Genomic DNA, 21593 nt, shown 5'->3' on the forward strand with positions numbered 1-21593 from the left:
GGGAAAAAATGATTACTATCGCGCTATCAAAAGGCAGACAGCTTAAGGATTTTATCCAATACTTGGATGAAATCAACCTGACGGAATGGTCGACAGCATTGAAGTCCGTTTCTCGGGAATTGGTCATTCAGACAAAGGACACCCGCTTCATTTTGGTTAAAGGGGAAGATGTGCCCGTATATGTGGAGGAAGGGATCGCGGATCTGGGCATCACCGGCAGCGATATTCTGATCGAGCAGAACTGCAATATCAACAATCTGATGGATCTGCCTTTCGGCTATTGCCATTTCGCCATCGCCAGCAAAGAGAAGAAGGACGTTTATCCAGTGGTTGCGACGAAGTACGTGAACTTCACCAGACAATATTTTGATTCCATCAAGCAACCCGTGAAGATCATCAAGCTGAATGGGTCCGTTGAATTGGCCGCTACCATCGATATGGCGGATGCCATCATGGATATCGTCCAATCCGGCAAAACGCTGCATGATAATGGTTTGAGTGAGCAAGTCCGGCTTGATGAAATCAATGCCCGCCTGATTTCGAATAAGCATGCTTATTTCTCCAAATATGATGAAATCCAGACTATAATCAATCAATTGAAGGTGACGAATAATGTACACAACTAAAACGTTCAAGGAAGCTTACAAAACCAAAAATACGATCGACTTTTCGAAGACGCAAGCCGTTATGGAAATCATCCAGACGGTCCAGGAAAAAGGCGATGCGGCTCTGTTCGAATACGCAAAACGTTTCGATGGGGCGGACATCACGGAATTGGAAGTGCCACAGAGCGTCATCAAGGAAGCCTATGACAGCTTGGACGCGGACTTGCGCGCTGCTTTGGAGGAAGCCCGTGATAACATCACAGTCTACCAGGAAAGCATCAAATGGCAACAGTCTACGGCTGGGGAACTGTACCAGAAAATCCATCCGCTGAACAAAGTCGGCATCTATGTGCCGGGCGGTAAAGCGAGCTATCCTTCCACAGTCCTGATGACTGCGGTATTGGCCAATGTAGCCGGCGTAAAGGAAACAATCGTCGTGACTCCGCCGCAAAAGACCGCCATCAATCAAGCAACCTTGGCCGCTTGCTATATCTGCGGCGTGACCCACGTTTATCAAGTGGGCGGAGCCCAAGCAGTTGCTGCCCTGGCTTACGGGACGGAAACCATTCCGCGCGTCGACAAAATCGTCGGACCCGGGAACCAATACGTCGCTTTGGCCAAAAAATTGGTGTACGGAGATGTCGGCATCGATTCGATCGCCGGACCATCCGAAATCGTCGTAGTCGTCGACGAAACGGCGAACAACGAATGGGTTGCCATCGATCTGCTGGCGCAAGCCGAGCACGATGAATTGGCCCGCACTTTCCTTGTCTGCGACAACGAAGAGAAATTGGCCGCCATCGAAGCCGAACTGCTTGTCCAAAAAGCGAAACAAAGCCGCATAGAGGTCATCGAGGAGAGTTTGAAGCACAATCACTTCCCGATTTTGACTAGCGGTAAAGAAGAGAACATCGAAGTCGTGAATCTGATTGCAGGCGAGCACGTCTCGATCCAGACAAAAGACGCAGAAGATTACATTGATGCCATCGAAACTGCCGGAGCGATCTTCATCGGTGAATATTCGCCTGAAGCGATCGGGGATTATGTTGCCGGACCTAGCCACGTGCTACCTACCGGAGGCAATGCACGCTTTGCGAACGGTTTGTCCGTAAACGACTTCCTGCGCCCGAACTCTGTCCTGAACCTGAAGAAAGAAACGTTCCGGAAAATGGCTCCGGCCGGAATGCTGATCGCGACAGAAGAGTCGTTGCAGGCCCACCACGATTCCTTGGCTGTCAGAATGGGGGACGACAAATGATCCGGATAAACAAAAATGAAAGTCCCATCCGTGCACTGACAAATGAAGAAATTGCCGAAATAGCCGTCTCGACGCGCTTCCAGGAGTATACGGACGATGCCATCGACCGCCTGACGGAAGCGTACGCCGCTTTCCACGGCGAAGATCCAGCCCTGATCGCTTTTGCCAACGGATCGGATGAGTGGATCCAGAAGTGCACAATCCTTTTGGGGGACGGGCCGATCCTGATGCTGGAGCCGGATTTCGTGATGTACGAAGAGTATGCCGCGCAATTCCAACGTGAAATCATCAAAGTGCCGTGCCGAGCAGATTATTCCTTTGACTATGACCAAGTGTACGCCGTCATCGAGAAGGAAAAGCCTTCCTATTTCATCGTTTCGCAACCGAACAACCCGCTGGGCGGGCTGCATCCTGCCGCTTTCATCGAAAAGACAGCGGATCTGCTGGCTGAATCCGGCGGCTATCTGATTTTGGATGAGGCTTACATGGATTTCGTGGACAATCCGCCGGCGCGTCCGGTAGGGGATCACGTCATCCTTTTGCGTACCTTGTCAAAAATCTACGGCTTGGCTGGTCTGCGCATCGGCATCGCCAGTTCGACTGAGAAGACGATGCAGTTGTTGAACTCCATCGCGCATCCGTATCCGCTCAATACTTTATCATTGAGCATCGCGGCCTACTTGCTGGAGCATCCGGAACGGCTGAGGGCCTTCATGGCTGATCAGCGCCGGCTTTCCGCCAAACTGAAGAAAATCTTCAATGAGGGCGTAGGGGATATTCTTTCCGTACTGCCTAGCGAGACGAATTTCGTCTTCACTTACGGTGAATTGGCGCCTGCTTTGGGTCAATGGATCATCGACCACGGCTATCAGCCGCGGACTTATGAAAAATCAGGCATCCCGTGTATCGAAACGGCTGTGCGTTACTCGATCGCCACGGATGAACAGTTGGATGCCTTAGCCGAAATCATCAGAGAATGGAGAGAACAGCTGTGAGCGTATCAAAAGAGCGCATTACCAAAGAAACGAAAATCGCCATCACCTTGGAACGAGGGTTGGAACCTTCCGTCATCAACACAGGTGTGGGCTTCTTGAACCATATGTTGGATCTTTTCGCTTTCCATGGCCACTTCGTTTTGGATGTGCAGGTGGACGGCGACACGGATGTGGATGATCATCACACAACCGAAGATGTCGGGATCGTCTTGGGGCAGTTGTTGGCTGAATTGGGCCAGGACAAAGGCGCCATCAATCGCTACGGGAGTGCCTATGTGCCGATGGATGAAACCTTGGCCCGTTCCGTCATCGACATCAGCGGCCGCCCTTATCTTAGTTTCAATGCCGCGTTTTCGAAAGAAAAGGTGGGCAGTTTCGATGTGGAACTGGTTGAAGAATTCTTCCATGGTTTGGTCATCAATGCCCGTTACACTGTACATATCGACCTGATCCGCGGCGGCAATACGCACCATGAAATCGAAGCCATCTTCAAAGCCTTTGCGCAAAGCCTGCGCATCGCGATGGCCGACTCCGACGTGCAGCGCTTGCCTTCCTCAAAAGGAGTGATCGAATGATAGCAATCGTTGATTATGGTTTGGGGAACATCGCGAACCTGACGAATGCCATCCGTTTTCTGGGCTATGAAACGGTCCTGACGCATGACGAAGCAGAATTGCGCAAGGCGGACGTCATTGTCCTGCCTGGTGTGGGCCATTTCAAGGATGCCATCGAGCGGATCGATGCGATCGGTTTGCGGGAACTCCTTACTGAGTTGGAGCAGACGAAGCCTTTCATCGGTATCTGTCTCGGTATGCAACTCCTGTTCCAGCACAGCGAAGAAGGCGATGTGGATGGGTTGGGCTTTTTGCCTGGCGAAGTGAAATACATCGTCAGCGATTTGCCGGTTCCGCATTTGGGCTGGAACAATCTGCATTCAAGCCAACCGGGCTTGGACAAGGATGTCTATTTCATCCATTCCTACAAGGTAGTGACCGACGAAAATGTTGTGGCAACGGCGGATTATGGTCAGGAAATCGTGGCTATCGTCCAGAAGGATAACGTCATCGGCATCCAGTTCCACCCGGAAAAAAGCGGGGATTACGGTCTGGAAATTTTGAACCAAGCTTTGCAAGGGGGATGGAAATAAATGATAGAGATTTGGCCGGCGATCGACTTGATCGACAACAAGAGTGTCCGTCTGACCGAAGGGGACTACGGAACGAAAGAAGAAATGCAGCGCACGCCTCAGGAAGCCATCGCTTTTTATGCGCAATATGAACAAGTGAAACGCATCCATATAGTGGATCTGATGGGCGCCTTGAACCAAAAACCGGAAGAGACACCGTTCATCGAGCAACTTTTGCAACAGAGCGCATTGCCTGTCGAAATCGGCGGGGGCATCCGTTCCGAAGAAACCATCAAGCACTATTTCGAAAAAGGCGCCAGCTATGTGATCGTCGGGACGAAAGGGCTGCAGGATCTGCCATGGTTGGCTGAGATGACGGCGAAATATCCCGGCAAGATCTACTTGGGTCTGGATGCAAAAGGCGAACTGGTCGCCGTGAACGGCTGGACCGAAACGGGCCGCCAGACCATCTATGATGTCGTGGAAGCGACGAATCCGATGGCTTTGGGCGGCATCATCTATACGGATATCTCGAAAGACGGCAAGATGGCCGGACCGAACTTTGAGTTGACGGGCAAGCTTGTCGAACTCTCGACCCATCCCATAACTGCATCTGGCGGCGTCCGCAACATCGAAGACATCAAAAAATTGGAAGCTTTGGGTGTGGCGGCAGCGATCGTCGGCAAAGCGGCCAATACGGATGCCTTCTGGGAGGGCTTGGCATGATAAAGAAACGGATCATTCCCTGCCTGGATGTGAAGGACGGCACGGTCGTAAAAGGGATCCAATTCAAGGGGTTGCGCGAAATCGGCGATCCGGTCGAATTGGCGAAGCGCTACAATGCTTTGGGTGCGGATGAACTGGTCTTTCTGGACATCTCCGCAACCGAAACCGGGCACAACCTGATGATTGATGTCATCCGCAAAACGGCGCAACAGCTGTTCATCCCGATGACGATCGGCGGCGGCATCAAATCGACGGATGACATTTCCCGGTTGCTCAATGCTGGAGCCGATAAAGTCAGCCTGAATTCATCGGCGTTGGCGAATCCGCAGCTGATCAAGGAAGCGAGCGACAAGTTCGGCAGCCAATGCATCTGCATCGCTGTCGATGCGAAATGGGAAGCCGATAAAGAGGAATGGTATTGCTATACCCACGGCGGCAAAAAACGGACCGACATCAAGACGTTGGACTGGGTGCAGCAAGTGGAAGCGCTGGGGGCCGGCGAATTGCTGGTCACCAGCATGGATTATGATGGCATGAAGCAAGGCTTCGATCACCGTTTGCTGAACAAAATCCAAGCCTTGGTATCGATCCCTGTCATCGCTTCCGGAGGCGGCGGCAATGCCCAGCATTTCGCCGCCTTGTTCAAGGAAACAGATGTATCGGCAGGATTGGCAGCTTCAATCTTCCATGATGAAGAAGTGTCAATCGCCGAAGTGAAAGAATGCTGCACGGAGAATGGAGTGGATATGCGCAATGTCTAAATACGATGCACTAGTGCCTGATTTTTCGAAAGGGTTATTGACTGTCGTTCTTCAGCACTTTACGAACAAAAATGTTTTGATGGTCGGCTTCATGAATGAAGAGGCCTTCGAATTGACGAAACGGGACGAGGTTGTCTGGTTCTTTTCCAGAAGCAAGAACCGGCTCTGGAAAAAAGGCGAGTCCAGCGAGCATTACCAGTTCGTGAAGGACATGTATCTGGACTGCGATCAGGATGCGTTGCTCATCATGATTGATCCGGCTGGCCCGACTTGCCACCGTAACACGGAAAGCTGTTTCGATGTGCCGGTTGCCTTTGGTTTGGATGACTTGGAAGAGACGATCCGCCAGCGCGCTGTCGGACATGATGAAAAGTCCTATACAAACTACTTGTTGGATAAGGGAACAGATAAAATCGCAAAGAAATTCGGTGAAGAGGCTTTCGAAGTCGTCATCGGCGCAAAAAATCACGACAAAGAAGAAGTCGCCAACGAAACGGCAGACCTGCTTTACCACCTCGGCGTACTCCTGTACGACCAAGGCGTCGACGTTGCCGATGTGACCAAAGTCCTAATCGAACGCCACCAAAAGAAAAACAACTTCAAAGGCGAAAGAAAAGATGTAGATAATTACTAGGATACGATGAATTGCGGGTAGGGGATGAGCACTAAGAGGACATTACGAGAACGGCCGCTTTTTGGCCGTGACGTAATGTCAGCTTAGGCGGAATCCCCTGCAATTCAGAGTTCAACTACTAGGATACGATGAATCCCGTCCTTGATTTATCCGGTAACCGGAGCTATCCCTTGACAGAAGGGGCAGTTTCGGTTATTTTTTGTCTTGAAGAGAGAATGTTTCCATATTAAACAAAAATGGGGCGATGACGATGAACGTGTTGGCTGTGGAACTGTCTATGCGGCTTTTTGATTCCAATTCTCTGAAGGACAAGCGCAGCGTTGTGAAAAGCATCCTTGCCAAGATGCATCAACGGTACAATGTCAGCATTGCGGAAGTATCGGCACAGGATATGTTGAACCAGGCCGTCATCGGATTGGCGGTTGTCAACAGCTCCCGGGTCCTATGCCAACAAATCGTGGATAAAATCATTGAGGAAATTGAATCGAACTATCCGGTGGAAATCTACCAAATCAACGAAGTCGAATAAGAAGCTGAAGGAGCTGTATCAGAACCGGAATAGGATTTTCTGGTTTTGATACAGCCCTTTTTAATTCAATCCCTATTTTATTTCTTGTAGCATCCTGGATGTCCGATTTATCTGGATTATCGGACAACGAACGGATCTGACGAACCCTGGTTGTCCGATTCAATCGAATTATCGGACAACGAATGCATCCTACGAGCTCTGGATGTCCGATTCATTCGGAATATCAGACAACGAACGCATCGTACGAGCTCTGGATGTCCGATTCATCTGGATTATCGGACATCTAGCGCTCCCGTTAGGGCTGCTGCCCGCAAAGAATGGGCTGTCTACGTATGAGACAGCCCATTGATCGGTTATTTGAAGACTTTAAGGAGCTCGTAGCGGAAAGAAATGTATGTGTAATTTTGGCGATTGTACATCTCGCGCGCCGTATCCGCTGCATCAGCCACCAAAAGGACGGTCTTCCCGTCGGCATGCTCCATCACGAATTGTTGCAGCGCCGTTCCGATCCCTTTGCACCGGGAATCTATGGCGACATAGAAATTATCTATTTCAATGCTGTCCTCTTTCAGATAAAGGTCGATGGAACCGACCGCTTCATCAGAGCATAGGGCCACGATGGGACGGAAGGCCGGATTTTCGAATTTAGCTTGGGTGTAGGGTTGCTTCTGTTTCGCGAATTCCTCGCTGACTTCCTTGTCTGCCTGGGCGGATAAAGACAGATAGGCACTGCGGTTCTCGGCGTTCACCCAGTCCACTCTGACGTCGGAAGGCGTTTCATAAATCCGCGTCGGCACAAAGGTTCCGGGAGGAGCCGCGTACAACTCCAATACATCCAGGCTGAAATCGTTCGATCCCAGATAGGAAATAATCGGCTGCGGAATTTCACAATCTTCGGGCCAAATGAATTTTATGAAATCCTGGCCATTTTTTTGGTGCTCTGATTTCAAATAAGCTTCCGTCTCCACGAATTCAGCGAAGGTGGGGACGCGATGGAAAATCACATAATTTTCGATGTGCATGAAAAAAGCTTCTTCATTGCGATTGTGCGTGTACAGAGAGGTTTCTTTGGCTATAGACTTGCTGTGTTCGATATCCTTGAAAGAAAAGGTCATTTTTGGACTCCTTAAAAAGAAAAATTGATGCAGGCTTCAAGATATGATAGCATAGGAAAGGAATTTGTTACAATAAGCCGAAACAGGATAAGCGGCGGAATCGCTGGAAACACATGCCAAAAGCAGCGGCGTGTGCTCCGCGTTCGACCATTATCAAGTGTTTGCGCTTGTGTTTTTTAATAGATAGGAGATATAAATGAGAGATTATCAAAAATTGTACGAGAACATAAAGGCTTTTCATAAATTGAAACCTTGGGACAAAATGAAAGACACGGACGTCGTCGGAATCAAATATTCCGATCGCAAGGAGCCTGTATTCTTTGCTTTGGATGGGCTGGATGAGGACAGCATAGGATTGAGTGTGTTCAGGGATGTTTCGGAATACATTCTCTACTTGGATCTGTTGGAGTCTGAGTTCACGGAAGCGGATGGCATCGGGGAATACACCGAAAAGCTGAAGAACATCAGACTTGAATTCGTCGACCGAAGCAAACTGGAAGAAATCGACTATAACCGCATCCGCACAACGGATGTCAAATTCCGCGGCAAGAAAGCTTGGCCGGAACTGCTGGATTTTACGCCAGGCTTTGTTCCTTGGTCGGCTACCGAAGAGGACATCGCTCTTTTTGAGCGGGTACTGGAGAGCTTTTTGGAAATGTTCCCCACCTACAGCAAACTGGACTTTGACAAGTCCTTTGCGGCAGATGACGTTCCGACTCGCTACTATTACCAAGCAGGAACAAAGGACAGCGTTTGGAAATTGAAAGAAGAACATATCCTCGCGTTCCTGACTGGCGGCGAATTGACGAAAGGCCCATACGATCTGATGCTTTCCCAGTTCGAAATCCGTCGTCTGATGATGGAGAAGAAAACGTTCTTAAGAAACACCTTCGAAGTAGATTTGTTCTATTTACCGCAACCAATCACCTTCAAAGAAGGGGAACGGCCGCGTTTTGTGAAGATGATGGCCATCGCGGATAAGAAATCAGGGGAAGTTCTTCTGGCTACAGTGCTGACTTCCGATAAATCACGCGATATCCAATTCGAACTGTACAAATACCTGTTTGAAGCGAAAGTCTTCCCTGCAAAAATCGAGATGCGCGGCGACAGCGTGTTGGAAACCTACGAAATGTTGGTTCCCTTGTTGGATGAGCTGGACATCGCACACAGCGAAAAGAGCAAACTGCGAAAAATCGAGGCATTCCGCAAAAGCCTTGCGGAAGATATCTTCTAATGAAACAGCCCGTTTTTCTGAAATAAGCATCATAAAAAACAAAACAATTTTGCGTTCCGTAAAAAATTGTTTTGTTTTTTGTTATTTTCAAAATAAATGGTAAAATGGTTAAGAAGAAAAGACAACGAACTAATGCACGCCTCAGAGCTTATTTTGTTCCGGATAAAGGGGTTTTTACGTGTTCAATCAAGAGAATGTAAAGTTACTGACGAATACAGAGTTAAAGGTATACGAGTACATTGTACAGCATACCCAAAAAGTCATCCGTATGAGCGTTCGTGAGATCGCATCCGAGACCCATGTATCGCCGGCGACAGTTACGCGGACCATCAGCAAGCTGGGTTTCGAAAATATCTGGGAGTGCAAGCTGCATCTGAAGGAAATGGACAACCGCAAACACAATAAGAAGGTGTTTGAAACTTCGGAAATCGTCGAAGAGTTTTTCAGCCGTTCCATGCAATCCGAATATGAGGAAAAAATCCACTCCGCAGTTGAGTTGATAGCAAATTCCGACGTTGCCGTTTTCTTTGGCATCGGCACGTCTGGATTGGTTGCTGCCTATGCATCCCGACAGTTTTCAAACCTGGGTCAAAGCACCTTCCATATCCAAGACCCCTATTATCCATTCCATTTGATCAGCAGACAATATACAAACACAGTAGCGATTGTTTGTTCCGTTTCCGGAGAAACAGAAATCATGTTAAGAAAAGTGGGCGATTTGAAGAGTCTGGGGAGCAAAATCATCAGCATTACGAATTCCTCCACCAATTCATTGGCAAGACAGTCAGAAATCAACCTCGCTTATCATCTGACACCAGAATACGTGGACGAAGAGGTAAACGTAACTTCCCAATTGCCGGCCGTATTTTTAATTGAAACACTGGCAAGACGCAATTATAACTACATGCAACAAATGCGCAACGATAAGGCTTGAAGCCAGGTTAAGCTGAAACAAATCGTTTCTTTTCTGAAACGTCATTCCAAAAGCTGATTATCGTTCCTTTACGAGGTGAAACTGTTTACATTTCGTTCACAAACTCTATAATAAGCTTATGTTGAAAAACAGAAAGCGCATCCGCGATTGCAAAGCCGCTCTTTTTAAAGAAAGAGCATTTGTTTTCCAAATGGATGTAACCGCTTAAAGGCAGGCGGCTTACTGATTGAAAGCCGATTGGAAGGAATGAGAGTATGTATCATAAGAAATTGAAACCGTTTAAAGAAGGTTTTTTATGGGGGTCCGCAACCAGCGCATATCAAGTTGAAGGCGCATGGGACGAAGACGGTAAAGGCCCATCAGTTCAGGACGTGAAGGAAATCGTTCCCGACACTTCCGATTTTAAAGTAGCTACTGACCATTACCACCACATGCAGGAAGATATCGCGTTGTTGGCTGAGATGGGATTCAAAACCTATCGCTTCTCGATTTCATGGTCACGGGTCATTCCGGACGGTGACGGCGAAGTCAATCCGAAAGGACTTCAGTTCTACAGCGATTTGATTGATGAATGTCTGAAATACGGTATCGAACCGTTAGTGACGGTCTACCACTTTGACTTGCCGCAAGGACTTGCTGAAAAAGGCGGCTGGGAAAACCGTGCCACAATCGATGCTTTTGTCCGCTACTGCGATGTCCTCTTCGATAACTTAGGAGACCGCGTCAAATTATGGCTGACGATCAATGAACAAAACATGATGATTCTTCACGGCGCTGCAGTCGGTACAGGTGAAAGCACTTTGAAATCCTTGTACCAACAAAACCACCACATGCTTGTTGCGCAAGCGATGGTGATGAACAACTGCCACGAAAAATTACCGCATGTGAAAATCGGACCGGCACCGAACATATCGGCCGTCTATCCGAAATCGAACAACCCAGCGGATGTCCAAGCAGCCGATCTGTATACCGCAATCCGTAACTGGCTTTATCTGGATATCGCCGTGTATGGTGTATACAATCACCAAGTGTGGGCTTACCTGGAAGAAAATGAAGCCCTGCCTGATATGGAACCGGGTGATTTGGAGATACTGAAATCCGCGGAATGTGATTTCATCGCCTTCAACTACTACAACAGCTCGACTGTTCAAGCCTATCCAGCCGGAACGGAACGCGCAACAGGCAAAAAAGATCAGCAATTATCAGATAGCCAAGAAGGATTCTTCGCAGGATCCGACAATGAGCATCTTCCTTATACTGAATTCGGTTGGCAGATCGACCCTACTGGATTCCGCACGACGATTAACCAAATTTACTCTCGTTATCGTAAACCCCTGATCGTTACTGAAAACGGTTTAGGTGGTATTGATAAGCTGGAAGATGGGAAGGTCCATGATAACTATCGGATCGACTATCTCCGCAACCATATCGAACAGATGAACCTGGCAGTTACGGATGGAGCAGATGTGTTCGGTTATTGCACCTGGAGTGCGATTGATCTCATCAGCACCCACCAAGGGTTCCGCAAGCGTTATGGCTTTGTTTACGTCAACCGGGAAGACTTCGATCTCAAAGATCTGAAGAGATACCGGAAAGATAGTTTCTATTGGTATAAAGGAGTGATCGCGTCAAACGGAGGAAAACTGGAAGGTTAGAGGTAGAAAGCAAGAATAGTTTTTCGCACCATCCATTGTTGATAAAGAACAGCGGCAAGTGAATGCGGAAAACGAAGGCCCATTGTTCTGAGACTGACTGGCAGAATCCGGACAAGCAATCATATCAATTTATTTTACTGTTTTCGAAGACGGCACGCTGTCTTCACAAGTGTTCCTAACAGAGGAGGATTTTATTATGGATAAATTCTTAGAATTTTTAGAAGGAAAATTGGGTCCTATAGCGTATAAATTAAATGCAAACCGTTACTTATCGGCAATTAAAGAAGGTTTCTTCGGAGCGATGTCACTATTGATCATCGGCTCCATGTTCCTATTAGTTGCTAACTTACCAATTCCAGGATACGCTGATTTCATGGCAGGTGTTTTCGGCGCTGACTGGACACAATTCTTCATGGTTCCATTCGATATGACCATGAACATCATGACAATCTTCGTTATGATCGGGATGGCGAAAGATTTATGCAAAACCTATGGAATTGATGATGTAGCAGGGATTATTTATGCGCTTGTTGGATTCCTTATTTTGACACCGTCAATCTTAAGCACCGATAATGCAGCAGGAATCCCAATGGGAAACTTGAGTGCTAGCGGATTGTTCTTAGGTATGATGAGTACTGTTTTGGCAGTTGAAATTGTACGTTTCGTTTTGGGCAGAGGATGGACAATCAAAATGCCAGATTCGGTTCCTGCAAACGTTGCGAGATCATTTGATGCCTTAATACCTGGCTTGTTTGTTATCTTGGTATTCGATATTTTGAAATTGATTTTTGCTATGACATCATTTGAAACAGCCCAAGCATTCATTTTTGAAATTATTCAAGCACCATTGACTAGTATTGGTGCCACGTTACCAGCGACAATCCTTGTAGTCATCTTAGAAACACTATTGTTCTCATTCGGCTTGCATGGTCCAAATATCTTGGGTGCGGTAATGAACCCAATTTGGTTGACACTGACTGCTGAAAATGCTAGTGCATATGCAGCAGGAGAAGTATTACCAAACATCGTCAATGCTCAATTCTATGCAAATTTCATTAAAATTGGTGGTGCTGGAGCAACTTTTGGACTAGCGTTATTGTGTTTATTCGTTGCAAAATCGAGCCAATTCAAAACGTTGGGTAAGTTAGCAATCGGACCCGCAATATTTAACATCAACGAACCGTTGATCTTTGGTATGCCAATCGTATTGAATCCTATCTTGATGATTCCATTCATTGTGTCACCGGTAGTCATGACTACCTTAACGTATATCTTGATGAACATTGGCTTGATTCCACTTACAAATGGGGTAAACATACCTTGGACTACACCACCAATTATTTCTGGATTCCTTATAAGCGGCTGGCAAGGTGCTGTATGGCAAGTAATCGAAATGGGCTTAAGTGCTTTAATCTTCTACCCATTCTTCAAATTGGAAGATAACAAAGCTTACCAAATCGAAATGGGTCAAATCGAAGCTGATGAATCAGGCAACGTAGTAGCATAATCATATAACGTCAAAATGAGCCCCTTTCATAGGGGCTCAAATTAGATATAAGGATGGGGAAATATTATGGCAGACAAAACAATCATGTTAGTATGTGCAGCTGGGATGAGCACCAGCTTACTTGTATCAAAAATGCAAAAAGCGGCGGTGGCACAAGGATTGGACGCTGATATTTTCGCAGTATCCGCTTCAGAAGCAGACGCACATTTGGCTAAGCAAAAAATCGACGTCCTGATGTTGGGACCTCAAGTCAAATACATGAAGAAACAATTCGAAGATAAAGTTGCCGGCACTGACACAAAAATGGATGTCATCAACATGCAGGACTACGGCATGATGAACGGCGAAAAAGTATTGAAAACAGCTCTTACTTTAATGGGCGAATAATAACAACACTGAAGGAGTAACTCTAATGGCAGAACCAAAAAACCTGGATGTCATCATGCAGTTGATCATGCATGGGGGCGATGCAAAAGGAAATGCGATTGAAGCGATCGAAGCGGCAAAAGCAGGAGACTTTGCATTAGCAAACGAAAAAATCAGTGAATCGGAAAAAGCATTGGTGGAAGCCCACCATGCGCAGACCGGTCTGTTGACACAAGAAGCATCAGGCGATGCAGTGGAATTGTCCTTATTGATGGTCCACGGACAAGATCACTTGATGACGTCCATAGCATTCAAAGACTTGGCGAAAGAAATCGTCGAAATCTATGAGAAAATCGCAAAATAGTCACTGATCACCAAACATAGATGGACCATAAATCGCTCATATGATTTATGGTCCATTTCGCATTTTTAAAATCAAAAACAAACTAAACAGAAAGCGGGTCATGATATGCAACACAAAAAAATGAAGGATTTTCCGGAAGACTTTTTATGGGGCTCTGCCTCGGCCGCCTATCAAGTCGAAGGGGCTTGGGATGAAGATGGGAAAGGCGTATCTGTCTGGGATACCTTTGTCAGGATTCCTGGCAAGACTTTTAAAGGCACGAACGGGGATGTAGCGGTTGATCACTACCACCGGTTCAAAGAGGATGTTGCGCTGATGGCTGAACAAGGGCTGAAGGCTTACCGTTTCTCGATTGCGTGGAGCCGGATTTTCCCTCACAACATGCAGGAAGTGAACGAAAAAGGTCTGCAGTTCTATGACGATCTGATCGATGAATTGCTGGCGAATCATATTGAACCGGTTGTCACGTTGTATCATTGGGATATCCCGCAGTATCTGCAGGATGAATATCTGGGCTGGGAATCCCGTCAGGTAATCGAAGACTTTACAACTTATTCAGAAACCGTGTTCCGGAGATATGGTGATCGGGTCAACTATTGGGTAACATTGAATGAACAAAATGTCTTCATTTCCCATGGCTACTTGATGGCCACCCATCCGCCGGCAGTGAAAGATCCGAAACGGATGTACCAAGCCAACCATCATGCAAATTTAGCGAATGCATCGGCCATCAAAAAATACCGTTCGCTTGGATTTCAAGGGAAAATCGGTCCGAGTTTCGCTTATTCGCCAGGCTATCCTATTGATGCCCGGCCCGAGAATGTTTTGGCGGCGGAGAACTTCGATGAACTGAATGCTTATTTTTGGATGGATGTCTATGCCAAGGGGGAGTACCCTTCGGTCATCTGGAATTGGTTGGAAGAGAATGATTTGTTGCCCGAAACGCTTCCGGAAGATTTTGAGGTATTGAAAGCCGGTAAACCGGATTTCATGGGCGTGAATTATTATCAGACATCAACTGTTGCCGCAAACCCATTGGATGGCATCGGCGTCGGGACGCCGAACTATTCCGGTGAAAAGGGAAGTACGGAAAGAGGCGGGACTCCAGGCGTCTTCAAAGAAGTGCTGAATCCATTTGTCGAAAAAACCAATTGGGATTGGGATATCGATCCAGTTGGGCTACGGATTGCCTTGCGTCGGATCAACAGCCGCTACGGATTGCCGATATTGATAACCGAAAACGGATTGGGCGAATACGACAAGCTTGAAGACGGAGAAATCCATGACCAATACCGGATCGACTATTTGAACGACCATGCCAAAGCGGTTCAGGAAGCCATCACGGATGGGGTCACAGTGCTTGGCTACTGCACTTGGAGCTATACCGATCTTTTGAGCTGGTTGAATGGTTATCAAAAGCGCTATGGGTTTGTATATGTGGACCGCGATGAAGACAGTCCGAAAGAATTGAAACGCTACAAAAAGGCCAGCTATTACTGGTACAAAGAGGTCATAGAACAAAACGGCAAGAACCTGAAGTAGGGTCTTGCCTTCTCGGAAGCGAAAAGAAAGCGATTTTCTGAAAACGTTTGTAAATTCATGTAAGTGTTTTCGACAAACGCTCTCATCTGTGTTATAATAATTGCATATCAAATTAATTTTATGGATGGAGAGAATGAATATGGCAGATAAAACAATCATGTTAGTATGTGCAGCTGGAATGAGCACCAGCTTACTTGTGTCAAAAATGCAAAAAGCGGCGGTGGCACAAGGATTGGACGCTGATATTTTCGCAGTATCCGCTTCAGAAGCAGACGCACATTTGGCTAAGCAAAAAATCGACGTCCTGATGTTGGGACCTCAAGTCAAATACATGAAGAAACAATTCGAAGATAAAGTTGCCGGCACTGACACAAAAATGGATGTCATCAACATGCAGGACTACGGCATGATGAACGGCGAAAAAGTATTGAAAACAGCTCTTACTTTAATGGGCGAATAATAACAACACTGAAGGAGTAACTCTAATGGCAGAACCAAAAAACCTGGATGTCATCATGCAGTTGATCATGCATGGGGGCGATGCAAAAGGAAATGCGATTGAAGCGATCGAAGCGGCAAAAGCAGGAGACTTTGCATTAGCAAACGAAAAAATCAGTGAATCGGAAAAAGCATTGGTGGAAGCCCACCATGCGCAGACCGGTCTGTTGACACAAGAAGCATCAGGCGATGCAGTGGAACTGTCGTTATTGATGGTCCACGGACAAGATCATTTGATGACTTCCATCGCATTCAAAGATTTGGCGAAAGAAATCGTCGAAATCTACGAGAAAATCAGCAAATAATTAATCAAATGCAAGTGGATATTCGGCGGAAACCGGATGTCCACTTTTTTATTCGCGTTTTTTTGGATCGCACTCTAATGAAGGAATGCATAAACGAAATCATTTATTCGGCGCTCCGGATTTTTATCTGCTAAAAAGTGTTGACAACAGTAGGTGCCTGGTGGTAGTATTTAGAAGTTGTCCACGGGAGCAAAGAAAATAATTGAAAAAAATTGTTGACATGCAATCGTATGGGTGATAAGATATGAAAGTTGCTGCTTCGAGTGGTCGTCAGTAAACATTTTTGAAAAATATTTCAAAAATAGCTTGACGGATAGACGAAGCCGTGCTAATATGAGTAAGTAATCACGTAACGCGTGATAAACGATTGACCTTTGAAAACTGAATAAAGAATGAACGAACCAAATGTGCAAGGAGCTTAGACTTCGGTCGAAGCAAACGAAGACGATACTTAGTATCGCAAACATAAAGTCAGCAAGAAATTAAGAGCTATCAGCTTTTACATGTAGGATTTCTGTACAAGAGTCCACATTTACATGAGAGTTTGATCCTGGCTCAGGACGAACGCTGGCGGCGTGCCTAATACATGCAAGTCGAACGGTCTTTTCTATGGAAGCTTGCTTCCACTGAGGAGATAGTGGCGGACGGGTGAGTAACACGTGGGTAACCTGCCCATAAGAGGGGGATAACATCCGGAAACGGGTGCTAATACCGCATAGTTTTCTTGATCGCATGATCGAGAAAGGAAAGACGGCCTTTGTGCTGTCGCTTATGGATGGACCCGCGGCGTATTAGTTAGTTGGTGAGGTAATGGCTCACCAAGACGATGATACGTAGCCGACCTGAGAGGGTGATCGGCCACATTGGGACTGAGACACGGCCCAAACTCCTACGGGAGGCAGCAGTAGGGAATCTTCCGCAATGGACGAAAGTCTGACGGAGCAACGCCGCGTGAGTGAAGAAGGTTTTCGGATCGTAAAACTCTGTTGTCAGAGAAGAACAAGTTGGAGAGTAACTGCTCCAGCCTTGACGGTATCTGACCAGAAAGCCACGGCTAACTACGTGCCAGCAGCCGCGGTAATACGTAGGTGGCAAGCGTTGTCCGGATTTATTGGGCGTAAAGCGAGCGCAGGCGGTTCCTTAAGTCTGATGTGAAAGCCCACGGCTCAACCGTGGAAGGTCATTGGAAACTGGGGAACTTGAGTGCAGAAGAGGAGAGTGGAATTCCATGTGTAGCGGTGAAATGCGTAGATATATGGAGGAACACCAGTGGCGAAGGCGACTCTCTGGTCTGTAACTGACGCTGAGGCTCGAAAGCGTGGGGAGCAAACAGGATTAGATACCCTGGTAGTCCACGCCGTAAACGATGAGTGCTAAGTGTTGGAGGGTTTCCACCCTTCAGTGCTGCAGCTAACGCATTAAGCACTCCGCCTGGGGAGTACGGCCGCAAGGCTGAAACTCAAAGGAATTGACGGGGACCCGCACAAGCGGTGGAGCATGTGGTTTAATTCGAAGCAACGCGAAGAACCTTACCAGGTCTTGACATCCTTTGACAAACCTAGAGATAGGACTTTCCCTTCGGGGACAAAGTGACAGGTGGTGCATGGTTGTCGTCAGCTCGTGTCGTGAGATGTTGGGTTAAGTCCCGCAACGAGCGCAACCCCTATTGTTAGTTGCCAGCATTCAGTTGGGCACTCTAATGAGACTGCCGGTGACAAACCGGAGGAAGGTGGGGATGACGTCAAATCATCATGCCCCTTATGACCTGGGCTACACACGTGCTACAATGGATGGTACAACGAGCAGCAAGACCGCGAGGTCAAGCGAATCTCTTAAAGCCATTCTCAGTTCGGATTGCAGGCTGCAACTCGCCTGCATGAAGCCGGAATCGCTAGTAATCGCGGATCAGCACGCCGCGGTGAATACGTTCCCGGGTCTTGTACACACCGCCCGTCACACCACGAGAGTTTGTAACACCCGAAGTCGGTGAGGTAACCTTTTTGGAGCCAGCCGCCTAAGGTGGGACAGATGATTGGGGTGAAGTCGTAACAAGGTAGCCGTATCGGAAGGTGCGGCTGGATCACCTCCTTTCTAAGGAATATAATGGAATCCTTGCTTGGTTCAATCATTCTTTATTCAGTTTTGAGAGATCAATCTCTCAAGCAAGAAAATTTGTTCTTTGAAAACTGAATACTACAAAAATAAAGTAAGAAACCTAAACATTTTACCGCGTTTTAAGTTAACTTAAATGAGTTTTTAACGAAATAAGTTAGCAAGCCAGCAATGGCGAGCTTAACCATAGGTTAAGTGAATAAGGGCGCACGGTGGATGCCTAGGCACTAGGAGCCGATGAAGGACGGGACTAACACCGATATGCTCCGGGGAGCTGTAAGTAAGCTTTGATCCGGAGATTTCCGAATGGGGCAACCCAATATCTTTGATAGGATATTACGTTACACTGAATACATAGGTGTATCGAGGAACACGCAGGGAACTGAAACATCTCATTACCTGCAGGAAGAGAAAGAAAATTCGATTCCCTTAGTAGCGGCGAGCGAAACGGGAAAAGCCCAAACCAAAGAGCTTGCTCTTTGGGGTTGTAGGACTGGGACATGAGACTGCAATGGATAGCAGAAGCCAACTGGAAAGTTGCGCAACATAGGGTAATAGCCCCGTATGCGAAATCCAAAACAGCTCTACCAGTATCCTGAGTACGGCGGAACACGAGAAATTCCGTCGGAATCCGGGAGGACCATCTCCCAAGGCTAAATACTCCCTAGTGACCGATAGTGAACCAGTACCGTGAGGGAAAGGTGAAAAGCACCCCGGAAGGGGAGTGAAACAGTACCTGAAACCGTGTGCCTACAAGTAGTCAAAGCCCGTTAATGGGTGATGGCGTACCTTTTGTAGAATGGACCGGCGAGTTACGATTTCATGCAAGGTTAAGTTGAAAAGACGGAGCCGCAGCGAAAGCGAGTCTGAATAGGGCGAATAAGTATGAGGTCGTAGACCCGAAACCAAGTGACCTACCCATGTCCAGGTTGAAGGTGCGGTAATACGCACTGGAGGACCGAACCCACGCACGTTGAAAAGTGCGGGGATGAGGTGTGGGTAGCGGAGAAATTCCAATCGAACTTGGAGATAGCTGGTTCTCTCCGAAATAGCTTTAGGGCTAGCCTCGGATATGCGAATCATGGAGGTAGAGCACTGTTTGGACTAGGGGCCCTTCTCGGGTTACCGAATTCAGATAAACTCCGAATGCCATTGATTTAGATCCGGGAGTCAGACTGCGAGTGATAAGATCCGTAGTCAAAAGGGAAACAGCCCAGACCACCAGCTAAGGTCCCAAAGTATCTGTTAAGTGGAAAAGGATGTGGGGTTGCACAGACAACTAGGATGTTGGCTCAGAAGCAGCCATCATTTAAAGAGTGCGTAATAGCTCACTAGTCGAGTGACCCTGCGCCGAAAATTTACCGGGGCTAAACAGATCACCGAAGCTGTGGATGGAACCTTCGGGTTCCGTGGTAGGAGAGCGTTCTAAGGGCATCGAAGCCAGATCGTGAGGACTGGTGGAGCGCTTAGAAGTGAGAATGCCGGTATGAGTAGCGCAAGACGGGTGAGAATCCCGTCCACCGAATAACTAAGGTTTCCTGGGGAAGGCTCGTCCTCCCAGGGTTAGTCGGGACCTAAGCTGAGGCCGATAGGCGTAGGCGATGGACAACAGGTTGATATTCCTGTACCAGTTGCTTTTGTTTGAGCGATGGAGGGACGCAGGAGGCTAAGGAATGCACACGATCGGAAATGTGTGTCCAAGCAACAAGTCTGAGAACGAGTGAAATGCTTTTTCTCTCAAGGACAAGTTGTGATGGGGAGCGAAATTTAGTAGCGAAGTTCCTGATGTCACACTGCCAAGAAAAGCTTCTAGTGAGAAAGTAACTGCCCGTACCGCAAACCGACACAGGTAGTTGAGGAGAGAATCCTAAGGTGTGCGAGAGAACTCTCGTTAAGGAACTCGGCAAAATGACCCCGTAACTTCGGGAGAAGGGGTGCTGACCGCAAGGTCAGCCGCAGTGAATAGGCCCAAGCGACTGTTTATCAAAAACACAGGTCTCTGCAAAATCGAAAGATGACGTATAGGGGCTGACGCCTGCCCGGTGCTGGAAGGTTAAGAGGAGAGGTTAGCGCAAGCGAAGCTTTGAATTGAAGCCCCAGTAAACGGCGGCCGTAACTATAACGGTCCTAAGGTAGCGAAATTCCTTGTCGGGTAAGTTCCGACCCGCACGAAAGGCGTAACGATTTGGGCACTGTCTCAACGAGAGACTCGGTGAAATTATAGTACCAGTGAAGATGCTGGTTACCCGCGACAGGACGGAAAGACCCCATGGAGCTTTACTGCAGTTTGATATTGCGTGTTTGTATCACATGTACAGGATAGGTAGGAGCCAATGATACCGGGACGCCAGTCTCGGAGGAGGCAACGGTGGGATACTACCCTTGTGATATGACCACTCTAACCCGCTGCTCTTAGCGAGCAGGGAGACAGTGTCAGACGGGCAGTTTGACTGGGGCGGTCGCCTCCAAAAATGTAACGGAGGCGCCCAAAGGTTCCCTCAGAATGGTTGGAAATCATTCGTAGAGTGTAAAGGCAGAAGGGAGCTTGACTGCGAGACCTACAAGTCGAGCAGGGACGAAAGTCGGGCTTAGTGATCCGGTGGTTCCGCATGGAAGGGCCATCGCTCAACGGATAAAAGCTACCCTGGGGATAACAGGCTTATCTCCCCCAAGAGTTCACATCGACGGGGAGGTTTGGCACCTCGATGTCGGCTCATCGCATCCTGGGGCTGTAGTCGGTCCCAAGGGTTGGGCTGTTCGCCCATTAAAGCGGTACGCGAGCTGGGTTCAGAACGTCGTGAGACAGTTCGGTCCCTATCCGTCGCGGGCGTTGGAAATTTGAGAGGAGCTGTCCTTAGTACGAGAGGACCGGGATGGACACACCGCTGGTGTACCAGTTGTTCTGCCAAGAGCATCGCTGGGTAGCTATGTGTGGACGGGATAAACGCTGAAAGCATCTAAGCGTGAAGCCCCCCTCAAGATGAGATTTCCCATCACTTTAAGTGAGTAAGACCCCTGAGAGATGATCAGGTAGATAGGTTGGGAGTGGAAGTACAGCGATGTATGGAGCGGACCAATACTAATCGGTCGAGGACTTAACCAATTTTTAAAAAGAAGAAAACTCAAGCGGTGTTTTCGGGTTCCCTTTAATTTTGTAGATTCAGTTTTGAGAGAACAACGTTCTCTTGAAAAATGTGCGGTGACGATGGCAAGAAGGTCACACCTGTTCCCATCTCGAACACAGAAGTTAAGCTTCTTAGCGCCGATTGTAGTGAAGGGTTTCCCTTTGTGAGAGTAGGACGTTGCCGCGCAAACGAAAAGCAAGCA

At 47.6% G+C, this 21593-nt stretch carries 19 protein-coding genes and 3 rRNA genes; 21 read left to right on the top strand and 1 reads right to left on the bottom strand.

What is annotated here, in order from left to right; translation table 11 throughout:
- Positions 1 to 8: 8 nt before the first annotated feature.
- From hisG to ACKPBX_RS09840, 9 genes are all read left to right on the top strand, one after another.
- On the top strand, positions 9 to 626 hold the full coding sequence (hisG, locus tag ACKPBX_RS09800; RefSeq protein WP_119092720.1) for an ATP phosphoribosyltransferase: 618 nt from the start codon (positions 9 to 11) through the stop codon (positions 624 to 626).
- Positions 613 to 1863 (top strand): histidinol dehydrogenase, encoded by a 1251-nt coding sequence (hisD, locus tag ACKPBX_RS09805; RefSeq protein ID WP_119092719.1) that lies wholly within the window; start codon positions 613 to 615, stop codon positions 1861 to 1863. Before hisG ends, hisD begins: the two co-directional genes overlap by 14 nt.
- Entirely contained in the window at positions 1860 to 2858 is a 999-nt protein-coding gene (locus ACKPBX_RS09810; RefSeq protein WP_140186260.1) for a pyridoxal phosphate-dependent aminotransferase, read from the top strand. The genes hisD and ACKPBX_RS09810 overlap by 4 nt, the downstream gene beginning before the upstream one ends.
- Entirely contained in the window at positions 2855 to 3433 is a 579-nt protein-coding gene (gene hisB, locus ACKPBX_RS09815) for an imidazoleglycerol-phosphate dehydratase HisB (protein ID WP_119092717.1), read from the top strand. Before ACKPBX_RS09810 ends, hisB begins: the two co-directional genes overlap by 4 nt.
- Complete coding sequence (gene hisH / locus ACKPBX_RS09820; protein ID WP_086629783.1) at positions 3430 to 4005, top strand: imidazole glycerol phosphate synthase subunit HisH; 576 nt, start codon at positions 3430 to 3432, stop codon at positions 4003 to 4005. The genes hisB and hisH overlap by 4 nt, the downstream gene beginning before the upstream one ends.
- The gene (gene hisA / locus ACKPBX_RS09825) at positions 4006 to 4710 is read left to right on the top strand and encodes a 1-(5-phosphoribosyl)-5-((5-phosphoribosylamino)methylideneamino)imidazole-4-carboxamide isomerase (RefSeq protein WP_086629784.1); all 705 of its coding nucleotides are present in this window, start codon (positions 4006 to 4008) and stop codon (positions 4708 to 4710) included.
- Positions 4707 to 5471: an imidazole glycerol phosphate synthase subunit HisF gene (gene hisF / locus ACKPBX_RS09830; RefSeq protein WP_119092716.1), complete on the top strand. Its 765-nt coding sequence runs from the start codon at positions 4707 to 4709 to the stop codon at positions 5469 to 5471. Before hisA ends, hisF begins: the two co-directional genes overlap by 4 nt.
- On the top strand, positions 5464 to 6105 hold the full coding sequence (hisIE, locus tag ACKPBX_RS09835; RefSeq protein WP_319995260.1) for a bifunctional phosphoribosyl-AMP cyclohydrolase/phosphoribosyl-ATP diphosphatase HisIE: 642 nt from the start codon (positions 5464 to 5466) through the stop codon (positions 6103 to 6105). The genes hisF and hisIE overlap by 8 nt, the downstream gene beginning before the upstream one ends.
- Before the next feature lie 244 nt (positions 6106 to 6349).
- A complete protein-coding gene (locus tag ACKPBX_RS09840; protein ID WP_233442751.1) occupies positions 6350 to 6634 on the top strand; it encodes a DUF503 domain-containing protein in 285 nt (94 codons plus the stop codon).
- 353 nt (positions 6635 to 6987) lie between these two features.
- Here the strand turns inward: ACKPBX_RS09840 and ACKPBX_RS09845 are convergent, their stop codons facing one another.
- Complete coding sequence (locus ACKPBX_RS09845; RefSeq protein WP_086629788.1) at positions 6988 to 7749, bottom strand: GNAT family N-acetyltransferase; 762 nt, start codon at positions 7747 to 7749, stop codon at positions 6988 to 6990.
- A gap of 196 nt (positions 7750 to 7945) precedes the next feature.
- Between ACKPBX_RS09845 and ACKPBX_RS09850 the strand changes: the two genes are divergently transcribed.
- The 12 genes from ACKPBX_RS09850 to rrf all read left to right on the top strand — a co-directional run bounded on the left by ACKPBX_RS09850 (position 7946) and on the right by rrf (position 21577).
- A complete protein-coding gene (locus ACKPBX_RS09850) occupies positions 7946 to 8983 on the top strand; it encodes a DUF7309 domain-containing protein (RefSeq protein WP_086629789.1) in 1038 nt (345 codons plus the stop codon).
- Between the two features lie 178 nt (positions 8984 to 9161).
- The gene (locus ACKPBX_RS09855; RefSeq protein WP_319995261.1) at positions 9162 to 9917 is read left to right on the top strand and encodes a MurR/RpiR family transcriptional regulator; all 756 of its coding nucleotides are present in this window, start codon (positions 9162 to 9164) and stop codon (positions 9915 to 9917) included.
- 254 nt (positions 9918 to 10171) lie between these two features.
- Complete coding sequence (locus ACKPBX_RS09860) at positions 10172 to 11572, top strand: glycoside hydrolase family 1 protein (RefSeq protein WP_319995262.1); 1401 nt, start codon at positions 10172 to 10174, stop codon at positions 11570 to 11572.
- A gap of 196 nt (positions 11573 to 11768) precedes the next feature.
- Positions 11769 to 13079: a PTS sugar transporter subunit IIC gene (locus tag ACKPBX_RS09865; protein WP_119092713.1), complete on the top strand. Its 1311-nt coding sequence runs from the start codon at positions 11769 to 11771 to the stop codon at positions 13077 to 13079.
- A 66-nt stretch (positions 13080 to 13145) separates the two neighbouring features.
- Entirely contained in the window at positions 13146 to 13466 is a 321-nt protein-coding gene (locus ACKPBX_RS09870; protein WP_086629793.1) for a PTS sugar transporter subunit IIB, read from the top strand.
- Between the two features lie 25 nt (positions 13467 to 13491).
- Positions 13492 to 13809 carry a PTS lactose/cellobiose transporter subunit IIA gene (locus ACKPBX_RS09875; protein WP_086629794.1) on the top strand — a complete coding sequence of 106 codons (318 nt, stop codon included), beginning with the start codon at positions 13492 to 13494 and terminating at the stop codon, positions 13807 to 13809.
- A gap of 105 nt (positions 13810 to 13914) precedes the next feature.
- Positions 13915 to 15351 carry a glycoside hydrolase family 1 protein gene (locus tag ACKPBX_RS09880; RefSeq protein WP_319995263.1) on the top strand — a complete coding sequence of 479 codons (1437 nt, stop codon included), beginning with the start codon at positions 13915 to 13917 and terminating at the stop codon, positions 15349 to 15351.
- 139 nt (positions 15352 to 15490) lie between these two features.
- Positions 15491 to 15811: a PTS sugar transporter subunit IIB gene (locus tag ACKPBX_RS09885; protein ID WP_086629793.1), complete on the top strand. Its 321-nt coding sequence runs from the start codon at positions 15491 to 15493 to the stop codon at positions 15809 to 15811.
- Positions 15812 to 15836: 25 nt separating this feature from the next.
- A complete protein-coding gene (locus ACKPBX_RS09890; RefSeq protein WP_086986657.1) occupies positions 15837 to 16154 on the top strand; it encodes a PTS lactose/cellobiose transporter subunit IIA in 318 nt (105 codons plus the stop codon).
- Between the two features lie 532 nt (positions 16155 to 16686).
- Positions 16687 to 18245, top strand: a 16S ribosomal RNA gene (locus ACKPBX_RS09895).
- Positions 18246 to 18455: 210 nt separating this feature from the next.
- Positions 18456 to 21369 (top strand): 23S ribosomal RNA (locus ACKPBX_RS09900).
- Positions 21370 to 21461: 92 nt separating this feature from the next.
- A 5S ribosomal RNA gene (gene rrf, locus ACKPBX_RS09905) occupies positions 21462 to 21577 on the top strand.
- Together the 16S, 23S and 5S rRNA genes form the textbook arrangement of a ribosomal RNA operon.
- Positions 21578 to 21593 lie beyond the last annotated feature (16 nt).

The organism is Trichococcus shcherbakoviae (assembly GCF_963666195.1).
Classification (GTDB): domain Bacteria; phylum Bacillota; class Bacilli; order Lactobacillales; family Aerococcaceae; genus Trichococcus; species Trichococcus shcherbakoviae.